General features: G+C 71.1%; 15 protein-coding genes and 1 pseudogene. 10 read left to right on the top strand and 6 right to left on the bottom strand.

The features are described from left to right. On the top strand, nt 1-321 hold the full coding sequence (gene imm40 / locus IF29_RS48930) for an Imm40 family immunity protein (RefSeq protein ID WP_157623653.1): 321 nt from the start codon (nt 1-3) through the stop codon (nt 319-321). Between the two features lie 557 nt (nt 322-878). On the opposite strand, the pseudogene IF29_RS41675 reads toward imm40, so the two are convergent. Then, nucleotides 879-1,444 (bottom strand): annotated as a pseudogene (locus tag IF29_RS41675) (Uma2 family endonuclease). A 528-nt stretch (nt 1,445-1,972) separates the two neighbouring features. Here IF29_RS41675 and IF29_RS0108520 point away from each other — a divergent pair. Both IF29_RS0108520 and IF29_RS0108515 read left to right on the top strand, forming a co-directional pair. Beyond that, nucleotides 1,973-2,383: a hypothetical protein gene (locus tag IF29_RS0108520; RefSeq protein WP_030251850.1), complete on the top strand. Its 411-nt coding sequence runs from the start codon at nt 1,973-1,975 to the stop codon at nt 2,381-2,383. A 149-nt stretch (nt 2,384-2,532) separates the two neighbouring features. Then, nucleotides 2,533-2,847, top strand: coding sequence for a 1-deoxy-D-xylulose-5-phosphate synthase (locus IF29_RS0108515; protein WP_157623652.1), 315 nt, complete (start codon nt 2,533-2,535; stop codon nt 2,845-2,847). Nucleotides 2,848-2,903: 56 nt separating this feature from the next. Here the strand turns inward: IF29_RS0108515 and IF29_RS0108510 are convergent, their stop codons facing one another. Continuing rightward, nucleotides 2,904-3,305: a VOC family protein gene (locus tag IF29_RS0108510; protein WP_030251846.1), complete on the bottom strand. Its 402-nt coding sequence runs from the start codon at nt 3,303-3,305 to the stop codon at nt 2,904-2,906. Nucleotides 3,306-3,403: 98 nt separating this feature from the next. Here IF29_RS0108510 and IF29_RS0108505 point away from each other — a divergent pair, with 98 nt between their 5' ends. Then, nucleotides 3,404-4,450 carry a helix-turn-helix transcriptional regulator gene (locus tag IF29_RS0108505; protein ID WP_030251844.1) on the top strand — a complete coding sequence of 349 codons (1,047 nt, stop codon included), beginning with the start codon at nt 3,404-3,406 and terminating at the stop codon, nt 4,448-4,450. On the opposite strand, the gene IF29_RS0108500 is transcribed toward IF29_RS0108505, so the two are convergent. Further along, complete coding sequence (locus tag IF29_RS0108500; RefSeq protein WP_030251841.1) at nt 4,447-5,616, bottom strand: lactonase family protein; 1,170 nt, start codon at nt 5,614-5,616, stop codon at nt 4,447-4,449. The genes IF29_RS0108505 and IF29_RS0108500 overlap by 4 nt on opposite strands. A 348-nt stretch (nt 5,617-5,964) precedes the next feature. Here IF29_RS0108500 and IF29_RS0108495 point away from each other — a divergent pair, with 348 nt between their 5' ends. Continuing rightward, on the top strand, nt 5,965-10,296 hold the full coding sequence (locus tag IF29_RS0108495) for an Ig-like domain-containing protein (protein ID WP_232242065.1): 4,332 nt from the start codon (nt 5,965-5,967) through the stop codon (nt 10,294-10,296). On the opposite strand, the gene IF29_RS0108490 is transcribed toward IF29_RS0108495, so the two are convergent. From IF29_RS0108490 to IF29_RS0108480, 3 genes are all read right to left on the bottom strand, one after another. Beyond that, complete coding sequence (locus IF29_RS0108490) at nt 10,284-10,901, bottom strand: suppressor of fused domain protein (protein WP_030251838.1); 618 nt, start codon at nt 10,899-10,901, stop codon at nt 10,284-10,286. The two genes, IF29_RS0108495 and IF29_RS0108490, sit on opposite strands and share 13 nt — an antisense overlap. A gap of 68 nt (nt 10,902-10,969) precedes the next feature. After that, on the bottom strand, nt 10,970-11,680 hold the full coding sequence (locus IF29_RS0108485) for a response regulator transcription factor (RefSeq protein WP_030251836.1): 711 nt from the start codon (nt 11,678-11,680) through the stop codon (nt 10,970-10,972). Beyond that, complete coding sequence (locus tag IF29_RS0108480; protein ID WP_051725057.1) at nt 11,677-12,936, bottom strand: sensor histidine kinase; 1,260 nt, start codon at nt 12,934-12,936, stop codon at nt 11,677-11,679. The genes IF29_RS0108485 and IF29_RS0108480 overlap by 4 nt, the downstream gene beginning before the upstream one ends. A 263-nt stretch (nt 12,937-13,199) precedes the next feature. Between IF29_RS0108480 and IF29_RS43325 the strand changes: the two genes are divergently transcribed. From IF29_RS43325 to IF29_RS0108455, 5 genes are all read left to right on the top strand, one after another. Next, nucleotides 13,200-13,742 carry a hypothetical protein gene (locus IF29_RS43325; protein WP_051725056.1) on the top strand — a complete coding sequence of 181 codons (543 nt, stop codon included), beginning with the start codon at nt 13,200-13,202 and terminating at the stop codon, nt 13,740-13,742. A 215-nt stretch (nt 13,743-13,957) separates the two neighbouring features. Then, complete coding sequence (locus tag IF29_RS0108470) at nt 13,958-14,962, top strand: MFS transporter (protein ID WP_232242069.1); 1,005 nt, start codon at nt 13,958-13,960, stop codon at nt 14,960-14,962. Between the two features lie 10 nt (nt 14,963-14,972). Further along, the gene (locus IF29_RS0108465; RefSeq protein ID WP_030251826.1) at nt 14,973-17,300 is read left to right on the top strand and encodes a molybdopterin oxidoreductase family protein; all 2,328 of its coding nucleotides are present in this window, start codon (nt 14,973-14,975) and stop codon (nt 17,298-17,300) included. Next, complete coding sequence (locus IF29_RS0108460; protein WP_030251824.1) at nt 17,297-17,923, top strand: 4Fe-4S dicluster domain-containing protein; 627 nt, start codon at nt 17,297-17,299, stop codon at nt 17,921-17,923. Before IF29_RS0108465 ends, IF29_RS0108460 begins: the two co-directional genes overlap by 4 nt. Further along, nucleotides 17,920-18,516 (top strand): QcrA and Rieske domain-containing protein, encoded by a 597-nt coding sequence (locus IF29_RS0108455; RefSeq protein WP_051725055.1) that lies wholly within the window; start codon nt 17,920-17,922, stop codon nt 18,514-18,516. The genes IF29_RS0108460 and IF29_RS0108455 overlap by 4 nt, the downstream gene beginning before the upstream one ends. Nucleotides 18,517-18,519: the final 3 nt, after the last annotated feature.

Below are 18,519 nucleotides of genomic sequence, written 5' to 3'. Positions count from 1 at the left end.
ATGGCCCATGCCAGGCAAGAGGCTCTACTCTCGGTGCTGCCGACGTCCGTTCGAGAAAGGTCGGTCGATCTCACTAGTGTCGGATCTGCCGAGTTCGCCTTCCCTGTCGACTGTCTAGATCTAGTATTCGATACTCTTCTAGAGAATGATTTTGTGATCCTAGGGGGGGATCTATGGCGAAAAGTGGAGGGAGAATTCAAGCCAGCTTTTGATGGATGGTATGTTGACGCTCTTGGTGATAGTGCATCCTCGGCCTGGCGAAAGTTCTTGGCTTCAGTACCCAGTGGCCCGGATCATTTCGCCACATTCGTGGTGCAGTGAGGGGCTCGCGGATCGCGGATCGGCCCGCGGCGTGTGACCCGGGCCTGCTGCGTCGGCAGGCCCACTGGCCAGGGTCACCGTATCGGGTGATCACCATGCCCCCTCATGCCACTGCGGGCCTGTTCGGGGCCGGCCGCGTCCGCAGTGGGTGAAGGGCAGACTTGGGTGGCCGGACGTCATGGACAAGAGGGCGCGGAGGAGCCACCGGCTGGCTGCGCTTAGGGGCCAGAAGGGGACCACGCGGGTTGAATTGAGCTGTGTGCAGGGGTGTATGCGCCGGTCAGGGCCAGTTGAACCTTCGGTTTAGGTGTGGCGGTCTTGAAAACTGCCCCCTTGACTACTGGATGCCCACTTGTACCGTGCTGTGGATGACCAGCGTTCTCCGAGCCACCGCCGGGGGCGCGTCGATTCGGTTCTGCGGAGTGCCTTGCCTAGGGCACACCCCGCCGAGGCATCGGCCCGCACGACAAGGGCCCAGGCCAACCGCTACGTAGCTGGGGGCCTGGGCCTTGATCGTTTCTCGGTGCGGATGATGTCGAGGCAGTGGGATCGACCGGTCAGACGGTGCCCAGGTCGACCGTGACGGGGAACGGTACGGCCGCCTTGATCGTGCCGGCGAACATCTCGCCGTCCCGGTAGGCCCTACTGGCTGGATCGAGACGTATGTGTAGACCACGGGTACCCCGTTGGCAGCCTGCTCGATGCGCCAGTAGAAGGGGATGCCGGCCTTGGCGTACTGGTCCACCTTCACGATCCGGTCCGTGGTCTCCGAGCCCGGCGAAACGACCTCGACCACCAGGAGCACATACTCAGGGCGGGTGGGTGCGAGGTCGATGGTCTCGGCGCGGTACACGACGACGTCCGGACGCCGGTTGGTGAGCGGGACGTCCTGGAGGCGGACATCGAAGTCCGTGTGGGCGTTCCAGTCCGGGCCTGCGGCGGCATCCAGGGCATTGGCCAGGGTCCGGGCCAACCGGTTGTGCCGCTTGGACGATCCGGGTCTCACGACGAGCATCCCGTCCACGATCTCAACGCCGGCGCACTGCTCATTGGACCAGGAGTCGTACCGTTCCGCGCTGATCTGGGTGTGCATCCATGCAGGTACGACCATCTCTGCAGTCATGGCGTACCTCCTTCGAGGACGCTCGAAAGTTCCGGTGCTGCTCGCCTCAGCGTACTGTCCTGCCGCGGTCGCGAGGTGAGTCCTTGGACGCCCCGGGGATGTCGTGCCGCGCATGATCTCGGCAGGGACCGTGACCATGGCGTGCAGGTCAGCCATGGTGGGAACGCGTGTCTGGTCGTGGGGATCGGTCGCTCTGGCGACTTGGTGATGTCTGCGCCCTTGTATCGGTGCGGATTTCGCAGGATCACACCATCGGCCCCACCAAGTTCGGGCCAGCCAGGGAGAATCTGACCAGCGCCCACCAGGACGATGCCTCCGACGGGGGGCACCCCGGCTGTCCTGCTACGGGCCTCGCGGACCTGTGGCCAGATCGAGGAAGGGAGGATGTCCGTCTTGTTCATCGCATAATCGGGGCGATCCCCGCCAGTGAACTGCGGCAACCATGTCGATTGCTGTGATTCCCAAGTCAGGTCTCGGCTGGGCAGTCCTGCGATGAAGTGCGCTTCCCATCACGATCTCGGAGGGTCAGTGGCCCAGCTGCTTCGCCGTCGCCGCCTTACGCATGCCGTGGCCTTGATGCTGCTGGGCCTGTCCGTTTTCTCGCTGGAGGGCTGCAATCCCGACCCGACAGACCCGGAGAACGTGGACCCGATAACGCTGGCGAACAACACATCCGGCGCTGTGCGCGTCTTCTGGTGCGCGAGCGACTGGGGCAACGTGTGCTCCGAGAAGAAAGGCCTGGGACGCATCCCAGCGGGGGCTACCCGGCAGGTGCACATCTCGTCCTACGAGGTGGTGCTGTACCTGACGGACGCCGGTGGGTCGGGAGGCTTCGTGTGTGAGGACAACGCCCCAGGCAATCGCATTGCTCTGGATGTGTCGTACCCGTCGATGAAGGCCGCGTACGACCACTGCATTGACGGACCTTCGGCTGGTTGAGACCGCCGCACGCACGACAAGGCCCAGGTCCCGAAGCGCTCAGGACGTCGGACACACCGTGTCAGCTGGGCCGCTGAGCGTGTCATCGAAACCCGGTGTCGCAGGACAGTCTCGCTGGGTAGCGTTGGCGGACTATGAAGAGCCGGATCATGTACATCGAGTCGAAAACCGGAGGCCTGACCGGGCCCGCTCGCATCGGCCGGGTCACGTTCTCCAAGACCGGCCGAACCCTGCACTACCAGGGCAGGGCGTTCCAGAGCCTCAAGGGCGCCGGCTTCAAGGCCAACTACTACGACACCGGGTCCGGCGCGGAGTACTGGATCTCCGGACCGAAGAAGGACGGCTCGGACCGCCTCTACGGGGAAGCGGTACCGGTCGAGATCGACGACGACGCGAGGGAGGAGTACTGGAGGGAGATCCGCGGCTTGCCGAACAAGGCCGGACAGCGTCTTGCGAACCGTTGATCGGGGGCAGCCCGGAGCGCGCTGCGCTGCCGGCGGGGCGCGACCCGGCAAACTGCTCAGGGTGTTGCGAACTTGGCGATGGCGGCTGGGGTGACCGGGGTGAAGAAGTTGACGAGGTTGCCGTCCGGGTCGCGGAGAAGCAGGGAGCGGTTGCCCCAGGGCATGGTGGTGGGCTTGGTGACGAACTCCTCGACGGAGACGGTCAGGTTCTGGTGGACGGCGTCCACGTCGTCGACGAGGAACTCGATGATCACCGAGTGGTTGTCGGACGGGCGGGCGGCGTCCGGGGCGAAGAGCGGGACGGTGCGGGTGCCGGCGATGGCGAGGGTGGCCGAGGCGGTGCTGAGCTCGGCGAAGTCCGGGGTGGACCAGGCGGCCCGGATGCCGGTTGCGTGCTCGTAGAAGTCGACGAGGCGTGCGACGTCGTCGGTGATGATGCGGATCGATACGAAGTCCATGGTGGTCTCCTGGTGGGCCGGTCGGGTTCTCCTGCTCTGCCGAGGCTAGGACGAATACCGGGCATATTCCGCCCGGTATTGCGGGGATACTTCCGGGCATGACCCGACCCACCGTTCGCGTGCTCACGCTGCTGGAGCTGCTGCAGTCCGGCGGCACCCGGACGGTGGCCGAACTCGCCGACCGGCTCGGCGTCGACGAACGCACCGTGCGGCGCTATGTGGAGCACCTGATCGACCTGGACGTGCCGGTCGAGTCGGTGCGCGGCCGCTACGGCGGGTACCGGCTGGTCGCCGGCCACCGGCTGCCCCCGCTGATGCTCGGCGACGATGAGGCGCTGGCCGTGCTGCTCGGCCTGATCGCGGGTCGCCGGGCCGGACTGACGACGACCGGCGACGCCGCGAACGACACCGCCAACGAGACGGCGACGGCCAAGATCCGCCGGGTGCTGCCCGAGCGTCTCGCCCGCAGGCTGGACGCCGTGCTCGGCTCCCTCTCCTTCACCGCCGCGCCCGACGACCTGGGAGTGGCACCGCGGAGCGGGGTCCTGCTGGCGGTCGCCGACGCGGTGCGCCATCGCCGTCCCGTCTCGATCAGCTACACCGCCGGCGACGGCCGGCGCAGTGTCCGCACGCTGCACCCCTACGGGCTGGTCGTTCACTCAGGACGGTGGTACGTGACGGGGGTGGACCCCGGCATCGGCGAGGACCGGACGTTCCGCGTGGACCGCATCGCGGATGCGAGAACCTTGCCCGGCACCTTCGAGCCGCCGGCGGGGGTCGATCCGGCGGAGCGGGTCCTCTCCGGGTTCGCCGAGGCCGGCTACCGGCACGAGGTGACGCTGCGGATCCAGGGGACGGTCGAGCAGGTCCGCGCCCGGCTGCCGGCGAGCGTCGCAAGCATTGCGGTCGTCGCCGGGCCACCGACCGGGACCCGCGCCGGTGTGGAGCCCGAGCAGTGGCTGACGGTCCGGCTGCAGGCAGAACGGCTCGACTGGCTGCCGCCGTTGTTCGCCTCCCTCGATCTCCCGTTCGCGATCGAGGGACCGGCCGAGCTCCGCGGCCTCGTCGCCGCACTCGCCGACCGGCTGGCGGCCTCCGCCCGGCGGAGCCCGCCGCCGGACCTCCCCCCGGCCGGGAGCCGCTAGCCCGCGGCGATGCCCTCGCCGCCGACCGCGCCCGGGACGGTGACCGACCCGATCGGGGCGAGGTCGCCGCCGGGGCCGACGCGGAACTCGTCCACGGTGCCCAGAGCCCCGGTCTGGACGTAGAGGTAGCGGCCGTCCGCGCTCGCGGCGGCGTCCACCGTGCCGGCGGCGGTGGCGGTGTTGCCGAGTGCGGTCAGACCGCTGTGACCTGCGGTGTCGAAGCCGGAGAGGCTGCCGCTGCCCGCGTTGGAGGCGTAGAGGCGGGTGCCGGTGGCGGTGATCCAGCAGGTCGCCGCCTGGCCGGTGGCCGTCTGCGACACCGGGGTCAGCGTGCCGTGCCGGCCCAGGGCGAAGGTGGCGACGGCGTTCGGGCCGGCCTCGGTGACCTGGAGCCGCCCGGAGGGGTCGAAGGCGAACCCGAAGGGCACGGCGCCTGGTGTCGCGGTGACGGTGGGTCGGGTGGCGGGCGCGCCTCCGTCGGTGAGCGGGAAGACGTCGATGCTGTTGGCCGCCGCCTTGGTGGTGACGATCAGTTCGCCGCCGTCGGGGCTGAAGCCGATCTGCCCGGGGGTGTGGGTGAACTGCGGTGTGGCGGTGGGGTCCAGGCCCAGCGCGCGGTGCCAGGACGGGATCAGCACCAGCCGGTCGCCGACCCGGACGTAGCCCTGCACCGAACCGCCGTCCAGGGCGTTGAGGACGTAGACCTGATCGCCGTGGGCGGCGATGCCGACCGGGAACGCCCCTCCGGAGGAGATCACCTGGAGCCGCTGCAGCCGGTCCCCGGACACGGCGAAGACGGTGACGGTGTCGCTGCCCGCGTTGACGGCGTAGAGCAGGTGGTGCCGGGCGTCGAGGACCAGCGAACCCTCGGACGCCAGGTGGTCCACGGCCGATCCGGCCAGAACGCCGCCGAGGCCGCCGGTGGGGTGGACGCCGGCCTGGGTGAGCGTGCCGTCGGCGTTGCGGTGGTAGGCGACGACGGTGTTGCCGGCCGGGTCGTCGCTCTGCACGAACACGGCCGGCGCGTCGGCACCGCGGCCGTACAGCGGGTGCGGGCCGGCGGCGGCCAGCGCGGGGGCGGTCAGCAGCGCCGTCGATGCCAGGACCGCCGAGGCGATGGCGAGGGCGCGGGCCGAACGGCGGCGGACGGGGCGGGTGGAGGACACGTCGGACTCCTTGGAGGATGGTCGGGAGCGGTTGCCGGCGGCATGCCGGAGAGACCCTCAACTCGACCGTTCCGCAGTCGAATTGATGGCTCGATCAGCTGTGGTTCCGATCATCACCCTAAGCGGGTTCGGGCATGTCGAATGCCAATAAAAAGGACAATCCACCTGGGTGTCCGAACTCCGTAAGGAAATGGCGCAGGCCTCTGGCCACGGAGATCCCGGTGGTCCGGTTTGATAACAACCCGGATCCGAGTGACGCAGGTGAATGTGGGGGCGTGGTAAGAACAGCGTGCTCAGAATGGAACGCGCCTGCGAGATGCCGGAGGCGCTGTGGGGGAGGGGTCCGGCTTGCCCGGTCAGTTCATATCCGCGCTCAGAGGTCGGTACCGGACCAGGACCGGGACCAGTACCCGGGCGCTGACCCGGGCGCGGCGGGGCCGTACCGGTGTCGGAGCGGTGCTCTCCTCCGTGGTCACCGCTGCCCTGATCGGCACCCTGGTAGGGGTGGTCGCGCCACCCGCACGGGCCGACCAGGGCACCCAGGGCGTCGACAACCTGCGGACCAACTGGGACCGGACCGAGACGTCGCTGTCCCCGGCCGTCGTGCAGTCCTCCGCGTTCGGGAAGCTCTTCGCCACCCAGCTGGACGGGCAGGTCTACGCCCAGCCGCTGGTGGTCGGCAACGAGGTGATCGCGGTCACCGAGAACAACACCGCCTACGGTCTCGACTCCGCCACCGGCTCGATCATCTGGAGCAAGAACTTCGGTCCGTCCTGGCCCGCCTCGGCGATCGCGTGCAGCGATCTGACGCCCAATGTCGGCGCGACCGCGACGCCCGTCTACGACGCCTCCAGCAACACGCTGTACTTCACCACCAAGGTCGACGACGGCACCACCACCCACCGCCATCCGCAGTGGCTGATGCACGCCGTGGACCCGGCCTCCGGCGCCGAGCGGAGCGGCTGGCCGGTGACCATCAGCGGCAGCCCCGGCAACGACCCCACCGCCACCTTCGACGCGTTCTACGAGCAGCAGCGCCCGGGTCTGCTGCTGCTCGACGGTGTCGTCTACGCGGGCTTCGGCGCGCACTGCGACGCCAAGCCGTACCGCGGCTACGTCGTCGGCGTGAGCACCACGACGCACAGCATCACCTCGATGTGGACCACGGAGACCGGCACCGGCGCCTGGGGTGCCGGCGTCTGGCAGTCCGGCGGCGGTCTGGTGTCCGACGGCTCCGGGCGGATCTTCTTCAGCACCGGGAACGGCATCAGCCCCGCCCCCGGCGCCAGTTCGGACGGGACCGGCAACCTGGCCGAGTCGGTGGTGCGGCTCCAGGTCAACGCTGACGGGTCGCTGAGCACCGCGGACTACTTCAGTCCCAGCAACGCCGCCACCCTGGACGTGAACGACCAGGACATCTCCTCCGGCGCCCCGCTGGCCCTGCCCGACGGCTTCGGCACCACGGCCCACCCGCATCTGATGGTGGAACAGGGCAAGGACGGCCGGGTGTTCCTGCTGGACCGGGACAACCTCGGCGGCATGGGACAGGCCCCCGGGGGCGGCGACGCGGTGGTCGGTGTGACCGGTCCCTACCAGGGACAGTGGGGCCATCCCGCGTTCTGGGGCGGCGACGGCGGCTACGTCTACCTGGTCGGCAACAACGGTCCGCTGCGCGCGCTCAAGTACGGCGTCAACGGGCTGGGCGACCCGGCGCTGACCCTCACCGGGCAGAGCCAGGACGTGTTCGGCTACACCAGCGGGTCCCCGGTGGTCACCTCCAACGGGACCGACTCGTCCAGCGCCCTGGTCTGGATGGTCTCCGCGACCGGTGCCACCGGCGCCGGCGGCACCCTGCGCGCCTACAGCCCGACCCCGGACGGCAACGGCCTGCTGCCGCTGCTCTGGTCCGCGCCGATCGGCACCGCGACCAAGTTCAGCACCCCCACCGCCAGCGGCGGCAGGGTGTACGTCGGCACCAGGGACGGCCTGCTCTACGGCTTCGGCAGCCCGGCCCGCACCGCGGTCACCGCGAGCGCGGTCGACCTGGGCCAGGTCGCCGTGGGCGCCAGCGGCAGCGGCACGATGGAGCTGACGGCCACTCAGAACGTCACGGTGACCGGCCTGACCGCGTCCGCCTCGTTCGCCGTGACCGCGCCGACGCTGCCCCGCTCGCTGGCCACCGGCGCCACCCTGGACGTGCCGGTCAGCTTCTCGCCGACCACCACCGGCGGCGTCAACGGGACGCTGACGGTCGCCCTCTCGGACGGCGAGAAACTGGTCTTCGCGCTGCACGGGGTGGGCACCAGGCCCGGACTGGGCGCCGCGCCGACCACGATGGCCTTCGGGACGGTGCCCACCGGTACCACCTCGACCATGAACCTGCAGATCACCAACACCGGGACCGACCCGGAGACGCTCGGTACGATCACCGCCCCCAGCGGTCCGTTCACCGCCTCCGGACTGCCGGCCGCGGGAACCGTGGTGGCCCCCGGCAACTCCTTCGTGGCCTCGGTGACCTACACCCCGGCCGGTAACCAGGCCGACAGCTCCGCCCTCACCGTCGCCAGCAGCAGCGACGGCAGCAACCACTCGCTCAGCGTCCCGGTCACCGGCACCGCCGTCGTCGGGCAGGGCCATCTGGTGTTCTCGGCTCCCACGGTGGCCTTTGGGCCGGTGCCGGTCGGCAGCTCCAAGACGCTCTCCTTCACCATCACCAACACCGGCAACATCCCGGTGACCCTCACCAAGGCCAAGGCGCCCGACGGTGACTTCACCAGCCCGGTACCGCTCTCCGAAGGGCTGGTCATCGGCCCGGACCAGACCGCGGTGCAGAGCGTGACCCTCACCCCGCGCACCGCCGGGGCGCTGACCGGCGCCTACGAGGTCACCGGGGACGGGGTGAACGCCGACGGGACCGCGCAGGGCGCCATGTACGTGCAGTTCACCGCCACCGGCACCGGTACCGCCGTCACCACCTCGGCCCAGTCCGGCACCTGGACCGCCAACGGCACCGCGGTGCTGCCCGGCGACGGCAGCATCCAGCTCAACCAGGCGGTCGCCGGCTCGGCCGGCTCGGCCGTCTTCGACACGCCGCTGCTCACCGAGGGGCTGCGGGCCACCTTCACCGCCAAGCTGGGCCCCGGCACCGGCGGCGACGGCATGACCCTGTCGCTGCTCGACCCGTCCAGGACCACCACCAAGTCCGTGGGCGCCGGCAGCGCGGGCCTGGGCATCGGCGGGCAGCCGGGCGTGGTGGTGGCACTCAGCACCGGCTACAACAGCAAGATCGGCTCGTCGAACTTCGTCGGCGTCGGATACAGCACCGCAGGCTCGTCGACCATCTCCTACCTGGCCTCCGCCAAGCTCAGGACCTCGCTGCGGCAGGGCACCCACCAGGTCGACGTCCGGGTGGCCGGCGGCCATGTGTACGTGTCGGTGGACGGCGTGCAGGTGGTGGACGCCACCCCGACGCTCAGCTCCACCGCGCTGCTCGCCTTCTCCGGGGCCACCGGCGTCGGTTACGACGCGCACACGGTGAGCGCGCCGGTCGTGAGCGCCATTGCGGTCCCGCCGAGCCGGTTGGTCCCGATCGCGCCGACGCGGTTCCTGGACACCCGGTCGGGGACGGGTGGCGCGAAGGCGCGGGTGGGTGCCGGCGGGAAGGTGGTGCTGCAGGTCGCGGGTGTGCACGGGGTGCCGGCGACCGGGGTGACCGCGGTGGTGATGAACGTGACCGCGGTGGGCTCGACCACCGGCGGGTATGTGACGGCGTATCCGGACGGGCAGCAGATGCCGACGGCGTCCAGCCTGAACTTCGTCACCGGCCAGACCCTGGCCAACCTGGTGACGGTGCCGGTCTTCGACGGGAAGGTGGACCTCTACAACGCCTTCGGCCAGGTGAACCTGGTCGCCGACGTCACCGGGTACTACACGGCGTCAGGCACGGGTTCCGCCCTGACTGCGATCGCGCCGACGCGGTTCCTGGACACCCGGTCGGGGACGGGTGCGGCGAAGGCACGGGTGGGTGCCGGCGGGAAGGTGGTGCTGCAGGTCGCGGGTGTGCACGGGGTGCCGGCGACCGGGGTGACCGCGGTGGTGATGAACGTGACCGCCGTGGGTTCGACCACCGGTGGGTATGTGACGGCGTATCCGGACGGCCAGCAGTTGCCGACGGCGTCCAGCCTGAACTTCGTCACCGGGCAGACCCTGGCCAACCTGGCCGTGGTCCCGGTGGTGGACGGGAAGGTGGACCTGTACAACGCCTTCGGCCAGGTGGACCTGGTCGCCGACGTCACCGGCTACTTCTCCGGCACCGGATCGTTGTTCTCACCCGCAGGACCGGTGCGGCTGCTGGACACCCGTAACGGCACCGGCGCGAAGGCCGGCGCCGTCGGTCCCGGCGGCACGGTGACGCTGCAGGTCACCGGGGCGAACGGGGTGCCGGCCAGTGGGGTGACCGCGGTGGTGCTCAATGTGACCGCGGTCGGCTCCACCACCGGCGGCTACCTGACCGTCTATCCGGACGGGCAGCAGCTGCCGACGGCCTCCAACCTGAACTTCGTCACCGGCCAGACCATCGCCAACCAGGTGCTGGTCCCGGTGGTGGACGGGAAGGTGGTCTTCCACAACAGCACCGGCAGCGTCCAGGTCGTCGCCGACCTGAACGGCTACTTCGACTGACCGCCGTCGCCGTCGGCCGCCACCGCGGCGGCCGACGGCGCCAGGACGTCCCTGCGGTCCAGCAGGTCGCTGAAGAACGCCTCCGGCGCCTTGGTCAGCGCCTCGGCCCGTTCGGCCGCGCTGATCGGGACGACGTTGACGATCCGGACCGCGGCGGTGCCGGCCTCCAGGAAGCCGGCCTGGTCGGAGGTCCACGGGCCGGCCAGGAAGGCGTGGCGGTGGCCCGGGAAGGTCGGGATGTCGGCGCCGAAGGTCACGATCTCGCCCCAGCCGAGCGGACGTCCGAAGGTCCAGGGGTGGGCCGCGAGGTTGGCCAGCTGGATCGCCAGGCGGCCCTCCTCCTCGGGACCCACCGGGCCCCGGCGGCGCAGCCGCAGCTCGGCCCGCTCCCCGGCGGGCCGTCCCTCCGGCGCCGGCATCGGTTCGACGCACATGCCGACGGTGGTGAGGACCGTGACGCCCGAGGGGTCCGTCGCGCGGTGCACCAGCACGTCGATCCGGTCCAGCGGGCCCGGTCCGTTGTCGAACGCGACTCCGTCGTCCTCCTCCCCGAGTTCCTTCTGCAGGGCGATGAAGAGGTCACGGACGATGGCGGGCGCGTTCATGCCCGGGACTCTACACAGCCTGACCGGCCTGACCAGCGTGACCGGCTCGACCGGCCTGACCAGTCTGGTCAGTCGAGCTGGTGGCGCCGGGCGTAGGCGACGGCGGCGGTGCGGTCGCGGGAGCCGGTCTTGGCGAAGATCCGGTTGATGTGGGTCTTGACGGTGTGGCCGCTGAGGACCAGGGCGGCGGCGATCTCCGGGTTGTTCAGCCCCCGGGCGATCAGGGTGAGGATCTCCGCCTCACGCTGGGTCAGCCCGTCCGGCAGCGCGGTGTGCGACGGGAGGGTGCCCGGGTGGGCGGCGTCGGCTGACGGGCCTGCCCCGCCGGCCGGCGGGGCCGCGGGCGCCGAGGCGGCGGCGAGCAGGGCGGCCTGGACCCGCGGGTCCATGACCGACAGGCCCCCGGCCGCGGCGTGCAGGGCGCGGGCGATGTCGGTGCGGTCGGCGTCCTTGGTGAGGTAGCTGCGCGCGCCCGCCCGCAGCGCGTCCAGCACCGAGCCGTCGTCGGCGTAGGTGGTCAGCACGACCACGGCGACGGACGGGTGCTCCGCGGTGAGCCGGCGGGTGGCCTCGATGCCGTCCAGGACGGGCATCCGCAGGTCCAGCAGGATGGCGTCGGGCCGGTGCTCGGCGACCAGTTCCAGGGCCTGGGCGCCGTCGGCGGCGGAGGCGACGACCTCGATGTCGGGCAGGGCGCCGAGCAGCAGCACCAGGCCCTCGCGGACGCTGGCCTGGTCGTCGGCGACGACGACGCGCAGGGGGGAGGGGGCACCGGTCATGGGATCAGTGTCCCGGGTTGCGGCGCCGGATTCCCGTCGGGGTGGGGCAGCTGCGCGGTGACCGTCCAGGTGCGGTCCGCCGGGTCCGGGCCCGCGGTGAGCGTGCCGTCCAGCAGGCGCAGCCGTTCGCGCATCCCGATCAGTCCGTAGCCGCCGCTGATACTGCCCCCGCCGGCGTCACCCCGGCGGAGGTCGCCGCTGCCGGCGCCTCCGGCAACCGGGTTGCTGACGGTGACGACGGTGAGCGCCTCGGTGCACCGCAGGCTCAGCCGCACCGGCTCGCCGGGGGCGTGCTTGGCGGCGTTGACCAGGGCCTCCTGGACGATGCGCAGCAGCGCCAGGGTGGCGTCCGGCGGCAGCGGCCGGGGGGTCCCCTCGATGTCGACGGTGACGGCGGTGCCGTGCCGGCGGGTGTGGACGTCGGCCGCCCGGGCGATCTCCTGGTCGAGCGGAAGCTGGTCGCTGCGCAGGGCGTGCACCGCGCGCCGAGTCTCGGCCAGGCCCTCGGAGACCATCCGCTGGGCCGCGCCCAGCAGGTCCACCGCCTTGTCGATGTCCTGACTGTCGGTCAGGACTGCTCGGGCGACCTGCACCTGGATGCCCAGCGCGCCCAGCGAGTGGGCCAGGACGTCGTGGATCTCGCGGGCGATCCTGGCCCGCTCGTCCAGCACCTCGGTCCGCCGCTGCTGGACCTGGAGCTGCTCGTACTGCGCCAGCAGCGCGGCGGACTGCTCCGCCTGCACCTGGTAGCCGCGCCGGGTGCGTCCCAGCAGCAGCCCGACGAGCAGCAGCAGCGGGTAGCCCAGCAGAGTGCCGACGCTGTCGCCGAAGGCGATCGCGCCGATCATGATGGCCAGGATGCCGGTGCCGCTGACGGCGCAGGCGGGGAGCAGTTCCAGCTCGCTGCCGGCCACCATCGACCCCACCACCGCGAAGGCCACCAGGCCGTCGCCGTCGGGGAGCGCGCAGCCCAGCCCGCCCGCGGCGACGACCACCCCGAGCACCGGCCCCAGTAGCCGGAGCCGGTGCGGCTGCAGGGCCGGAAGCAGATCGAGCAGGCTCCACCCGGCGACCGCCAGGCCGAGGACGGCGTAGACGCAGATCTGCATCACCCGGGTGTGCGGGGTGACCGACGGCGTGTGGAAGAGCAGCACGCCCACGACCGCCAGGCCGATGACGCGGACCAGGAAGGCGCCCAGGCGCAGCAGGCTCGGGGTGTCGCCCCGCCGCGGCGGGAACCTCGGCGAAGCTCTCACGTTCTCTCCAGATCGGTGGGCCGGTGGGCCGGTGGGCGGGCGCCCCGGTCGCGGGACCGGTGCCCCCAGGCTAGGCAGTCCCGCGGTACCACGGCGTCACCGCAGGGGTTGATCCCAGGGTGCAGCGAACCGCCACTGACCTGGTACCGCGGGCCACCGCAAGGTCATCCCGAGGCTCAACCCGGGCTCCGATCCGCCCCGGGGCCCGGACGCGGAGAGTGGAGCACATCACCCCGCAGACCTCTCAGAGGGAGCCCGCAGTCATGTCCGAACTCACCCAGGCAATGATCGTCAATGCCGCCGTACTGGTGGCGGTGCTCCACAGCGACCTCGGTGGCAGCCGCAAGATCGGTCCGATGCGGATCCTGCGCCCCGTGCTGATCGCGGCCGCCGTGATCCCGCTGTTCATCGAGCGGCCGGTGACCCAGGGCACCGGGCTGGCCGTGGAACTGGCCGGGGTCGCCGCCGGCCTGCTCGGCGGCCTGGCCGCGGTCGCGCTGATGAACGTCTACCGCAGCCCGGAGACCGGCCGACCGGTCAGCGCGGCCGGAAGGCCCTACGCGCTGCTGTGGATCGTGGTCATCGGCGCCAGGGCGGCCTTCTCCTACGGCTCCGGACACTGGTTCTCGGCCCAGCTGACCAGCTGGTGCATCGCCCACCAGGTCACCGGTGCGGCCATCACCGACGCGCTCATCGTGATGGCGGTGGTCATGCTGGTCACCCGCACCGTCGGCCTCGGCGCCCGGGCGGCCCGGCTGCCTGCCGCGCCGCGGTCCTCCGCCAGCCTGGGCGCGGTCCGGGTCTGAGCCGGAGTCCTGGGCACCGCCCCGTTCAGCCCGCGCCCTGCGCCCGTCCGGCCCAATCGGCTGTGGCGTGCAGGGAAGGCGGACTGACGGGGCATTAGTGTGCATTTGTGACAGTTGATGTCGATACCGAACCGGCCTCCGGTGCGGACCGGGGAACCGATACGGCGGCGGAGACGGCGGCCCGGGCAGCGGCCCGGCGCACCCGCTCGCGGGCGGTGCTGCTCGCCGCCGCGGTGTCGCTGCTGCTGGTGCTGGCGATCGTGCTGGGCAGCCGGGGTCTGCGGGACTTCGACTCGGCGCTGATCCCCTACACCGTGGCCACCGTCTTCCTGGCCTTCGGCGTCACCTACCGCTATCTGATGTGGATCTCCACGCCGGCCGCCTGGCGGCTGTTCCGGCAGGGGCTGCGGACCGCGTTCTCCTGGGAGAACTTCCGCCGGGCCCCCGGCTCGCTGCCGAAGATGGCCGCCACCTACCTGGGCTTCCAGCGCTTCCTGGGCGCCCGGTCGCACGCCCGCTGGATCGCCCACCAGGCGATGTTCTGGGGCTGCCTGCTGGCGGTGGCCATCACCTTCCCGCTGACCTGGGGCTGGTTCACCTTCACCGCCTCCAGCGCGGCCGGCCCCGGCTACGAGATGCGGGTCTGGGGCTTCAAGGTGCTGGGCTTCTCCTCCAGCAGCCCCTTCGGCTGGGCCATGTACCACGGGCTGGACCTGGCAGCGGTGCTGGTCATCGGCGGGGTCGGCTACTTCCTGTGGCGGCGCACCAGGGACCGGGCCGCGACCACCGGGCAGCGCTTCGGCTACGACTTCCTGCCGCTGCTGGCGCTGCTCACCATCGCCGTCACCGGGCTGCTGCTCACCTTCTCGGAGATCTGCCTGCACGGCGGCGGCTACGAGTTCCTCGCCGTGATCCACATGGTCTCGGTCGTGTTCACCCTGGTCTACCTGCCCTTCGGCAAGTTCTTCCACATCGTCCAGCGCCCCGCCGCGGTCGGCATGCAGCTGTTCAAGCACCGGTCCAGGGCCCAGGGCGAGGAGTTGTTCGCCTGTAGCCGCTGCGGCGAGCCGATCGACACCGCCCCGTACGTCGAGAACCTGCGCGGCACCATGCGCGATCTGAAGCTCGGTTTCGACCAGTGGGCCGAGTACTGCCCGCGCTGCAAGCGCGTCCTGCGCGGCGGCGCCTATCTGCAGCACGTGAAGCGGGGTTTTAGATGAGAGGTGTCAGATGAGCCGTCCGATCGGGCCGGTGCCGGTCACCCTCGACCCCTCGGTGGCCCCGCCCGGGGCCCGCAACTTCCGCGACGCCGGCGGCATCCCGGCCGACCAGTGGCACGCCAACCAGGTCAAGCAGACGCTGGTACCCACCCACTGCTGCTTCTGCGGGGTGCAGTGCGGGATGTACCTGCGGGTGGACGAGCACGGCAAGGTCTTCGGGGTCGAGCCGCGCAACCACGACATCAACCGCAGCCGGCTCTGCCCCAAGGGCCTCAACGCCTACCAGCAGGTCAACCACCCGGACCGGCTCACCGCCCCGCTGCTGCGGCGCAGCCGGGACGAGCCCTTCCGGGAGGCCTCCTGGGAGGAGGCGCTGGACTTCACCGTCGCCGAGGTCCGCCGGATCCAGGCCGAGCACGGCAACGACGCCTTCGGGCTGCTCGGCGGGGCCAGCCTGTTCTCCGAGAAGACCTACCTGGTCGGCAAGTTCGCCCGGGTCGCGCTGAAGACCCGTCATGTGGACTACAACGGACGGCTCTGCATGGTCAGCGCCGCCGGTGCCAACAAGCTGGCCTTCGGCATCGACCGGGCCGCCAACCCGTTCGCCGACATCCTGCAGACCGACTGCCTGCTGATCGCCGGGTCCAACGTCGGCGAGTGCTTCCCGGTGATGACCCAGTACCTGTGGGGGGCCAGGGACCGGGGCGCCAGGCTGATCGTGGTCGACCCGCGCGAGACCGCGGTCGCCCGGACCGCCGACATCCACGTCGCACTGCGGTCGGGCACCGACGCCGCCTTCTTCAACTCCGTGCTGCACGTCGTCATCCGCGAGGGCCTGACCGACGAGGCGTTCCTGGCCGAGCACACCACCGGCTGGGAGGAGCTCAAGGCCACCGTCGCGGCCTACCCGCCGCAGCGCGCCGCCGAGATCTGCGGCATCCCGGACGTGCAGGTCGAGCAGGTGGCCCGGATGTTCGGCAGCGCCAGGAAGGCCATGGCCTGGCACGCCCGCGGGATCGAGCACCACACCCAGGGCGTGGAAAACTGCCTCACCGTCATCAACCTGTGCACCGCCACCGGCAACCTGGGCAAGCCCGGCGCCGGCTACGGCACCATCACCGGCCAGGGCAACGGCCAGGGCGGCCGCGAGCACGGCCAGAAGTCGGACCTGCTGCCCGGCGGACGGTCCATCAACGACCCCGGGGCCCGCCGCTGGATCAGCGAGTTCTGGGGCATCGAGGAGGCCGAGCTGCCGCAGGCCGGGACCTCGATGATGGAGATGGTCTGGCAGATGCAGCGGCAGGAGATCCGCGGACTGATCGGGATCTGCAACAACCCCTTCGTCTCGCTGCCCAACTACGCCGTGGTCAAGGACGGCTACGACACCCTGGACTTCCACGCCCAGTTCGACTTCTTCCTCTCCGAGACCGCGGCCAACGCCCATGTGGTCTTCCCGGTCACCACCTGGGCCGAGGACGAGGGCGTGATGGCCAACGCCGAGGCCAGGGTGGTCAAGCACAACAAGGCCCAGGACCCGCCGCCGGGGGTGCGCACCGACACCTGGGTGATGTGCGAGCTGGCCCGGCGCCTCGGCGTCGGCGACAAGTTCGACTTCCCCGGCTCCCGCGAGGTCTTCGACGAGCTGCGGGCCGCCTCGTCCGGCTCGGTCAACGACTACTTCGGCATCACCTACGAGCGGCTGGAGCAGACCGGCGGCATCGCCTGGCCCTGCCCGGACCTGGACCACCCCGGCACCCCCCGGCTGTTCGAGGGCGGGCTGACCTACCACCCGGACCGCAAGGTCCATCTGCAGACCGTGGAGTGGCACCCGCCGGCCGACCCCTACGACGAGCAGTACCCGCTGCGGCTCACCACCGGACGCACCGTCGCCCACTTCCTGTCGGGCAATCAGACCCGGCGGCTGGGAGCCCTGGTGGAGCAGACCCCGCGGCCCTGGGTGGAGCTGCACCCCAGCCACGGCTACCGCAACGGCGACCCGGTCCGGGTCACCACCCGGCGCGGCAGCGAGGTGTTCCCGGCGCTGGTGACCGAGGCGATCCGGCCCGACCACGCCTTCGTCCCGTACCACTGGCCGTTCCCGACCAGCGCCAACGCGCTGACCATCGACGCGCTGGACCCGCGCTCCAAGATCCCCGAGTACAAGGTCTGCGCCTGCCGGATCGACCCGGCGCCCGAGGTGAGCCCGGTCCCGGCCCCGCCGATGCCGCCGGGCCGCTCGGCCTATCCGGAGGCCCAGGCCTCCCGGGACGACCCGCTGCCGCCCAGCTCCCCGCAGGGCCGCGGCACCGGCGAGGCGAGGGTGAGGGAGACGCCATGATGGGACGCACGCTCTTCATCGACCCCGGTCGCTGCATCGGCTGCCAGGCCTGCGTGTCCGGCTGCCGCGAGTGCGACTCGCACCGGGGCAAGTCCATGATCCACCTGGACTACCCGGACGAGGGCAGCTCGGTCGCCTCGCTCCCCAGCGTCTGCATGCACTGCGAGGACCCGGTCGCGCCCTGCGCCGAGGTCTGCCCGGCCGAGGCCATCCTGATCACCCCGGACGGGGTGGTCCAGGAGGCCGACCCGACCCGCTGCATCGGCTGCAGCAACTGCGTCAACGCCTGCCCGTTCGGCATCCCCAAGATCGACCTCGCGGCCAAGCTGCAGCTGAAGTGCAACCTCTGCTACGACCGCACCTCGATCGGCCTGGCCCCGATGTGCGCGACGGTCTGCCCGACCGGCGCCCTGTTCTACGGAACCCTGGAGGAGCTCCAGGCGGAGCGGCCCGGGGTGGACGTCTCCAACTGGTTCGAGTTCGGGGACGTGCAGATCACCACGGGTGTGGCGATGGTGGTCCCGGCGGACCGGACCAGGCAGCCGGTGCCCGGCGGCCTGCCCACGCTGCCGCTGGTGCAGGTCGACGGACGTGACGTCAGCAACGCCGGAGGACAGCCGTGACCGGGACGACCGACCCCGAGGAGGCGCTGCGGGACCGGATCAGCGCCGACTCGCTCACCTCGCGCCGCGACTATCTGCGGGTGATGACCACCGTCTCCGGCGGGCTGCTGGTCGGCAGCGTCGCGGTCTCCGCCGGGGTGCTGCACCGGCACGGCGACGCCGAGGCGGCCGAGGTCCCCGAGCTGCGGGTGGCCGACCGGCTGGCCCGGGGCCAGGCGGTGCTCTTCAACTACCCGGGCGAGCACGACCGGGCGATGGCGGTGAAGCTGGCCGACGACACCGTGGTGGGCTACTCCACCGTCTGCACCCACCTCGCCTGCGGGGTGCTCTGGAAGGAGCACCGCGGCGAGGAGGGCGAGCTCTACTGCCCCTGCCACGAGGGCTCCTTCGACATCCGCACCGGCGCGGTCACCGGCGGCCCGCCGCCGCGCGGACTGCCCAAGGTGCTGATGGTGGAGCGCGCGGACGGCAGCGTCTGGGCCGTCGGTACGGCCTTCTCCGACGAGAGCGTGCGCCATGCGGCCTGCCGGCAGCTCGGCGCGATCCGCCCCGGCACCACCGTGCCCAGCTGCCCGTCCGGCGGAGGGAACTGAGCG

Origin of the sequence: Streptacidiphilus jeojiense (genome assembly GCF_000719095.1) — a bacterium.
GTDB lineage: Bacteria > Actinomycetota > Actinomycetes > Streptomycetales > Streptomycetaceae > Streptacidiphilus > Streptacidiphilus jeojiensis.
The sequence above is the reverse complement of the archived record's forward strand: the minus strand, read 5'-3'. Positions and strand labels throughout refer to the sequence as shown.

Coding starts and splice junctions, on each gene's coding strand:
- imm40 (WP_157623653.1), top strand. CDS start 1: ATGGCCCATGCCAGGCAAGAGGCTCTACTCTCGGTGCTGCCGACGTCC.
- IF29_RS0108515 (WP_157623652.1), top strand. CDS start 2,533: ATGTACATCGAGTCGAAAACCGGAGGCCTGACCGGGCCCGCTCGCATC.
- IF29_RS0108510 (WP_030251846.1), bottom strand. CDS start 3,305: ATGGACTTCGTATCGATCCGCATCATCACCGACGACGTCGCACGCCTC.
- IF29_RS0108505 (WP_030251844.1), top strand. CDS start 3,404: ATGACCCGACCCACCGTTCGCGTGCTCACGCTGCTGGAGCTGCTGCAG.
- IF29_RS0108490 (WP_030251838.1), bottom strand. CDS start 10,901: ATGAACGCGCCCGCCATCGTCCGTGACCTCTTCATCGCCCTGCAGAAG.
- IF29_RS0108485 (WP_030251836.1), bottom strand. CDS start 11,680: ATGACCGGTGCCCCCTCCCCCCTGCGCGTCGTCGTCGCCGACGACCAG.
- IF29_RS43325 (WP_051725056.1), top strand. CDS start 13,200: ATGTCCGAACTCACCCAGGCAATGATCGTCAATGCCGCCGTACTGGTG.
- IF29_RS0108465 (WP_030251826.1), top strand. CDS start 14,973: ATGAGCCGTCCGATCGGGCCGGTGCCGGTCACCCTCGACCCCTCGGTG.
- IF29_RS0108460 (WP_030251824.1), top strand. CDS start 17,297: ATGATGGGACGCACGCTCTTCATCGACCCCGGTCGCTGCATCGGCTGC.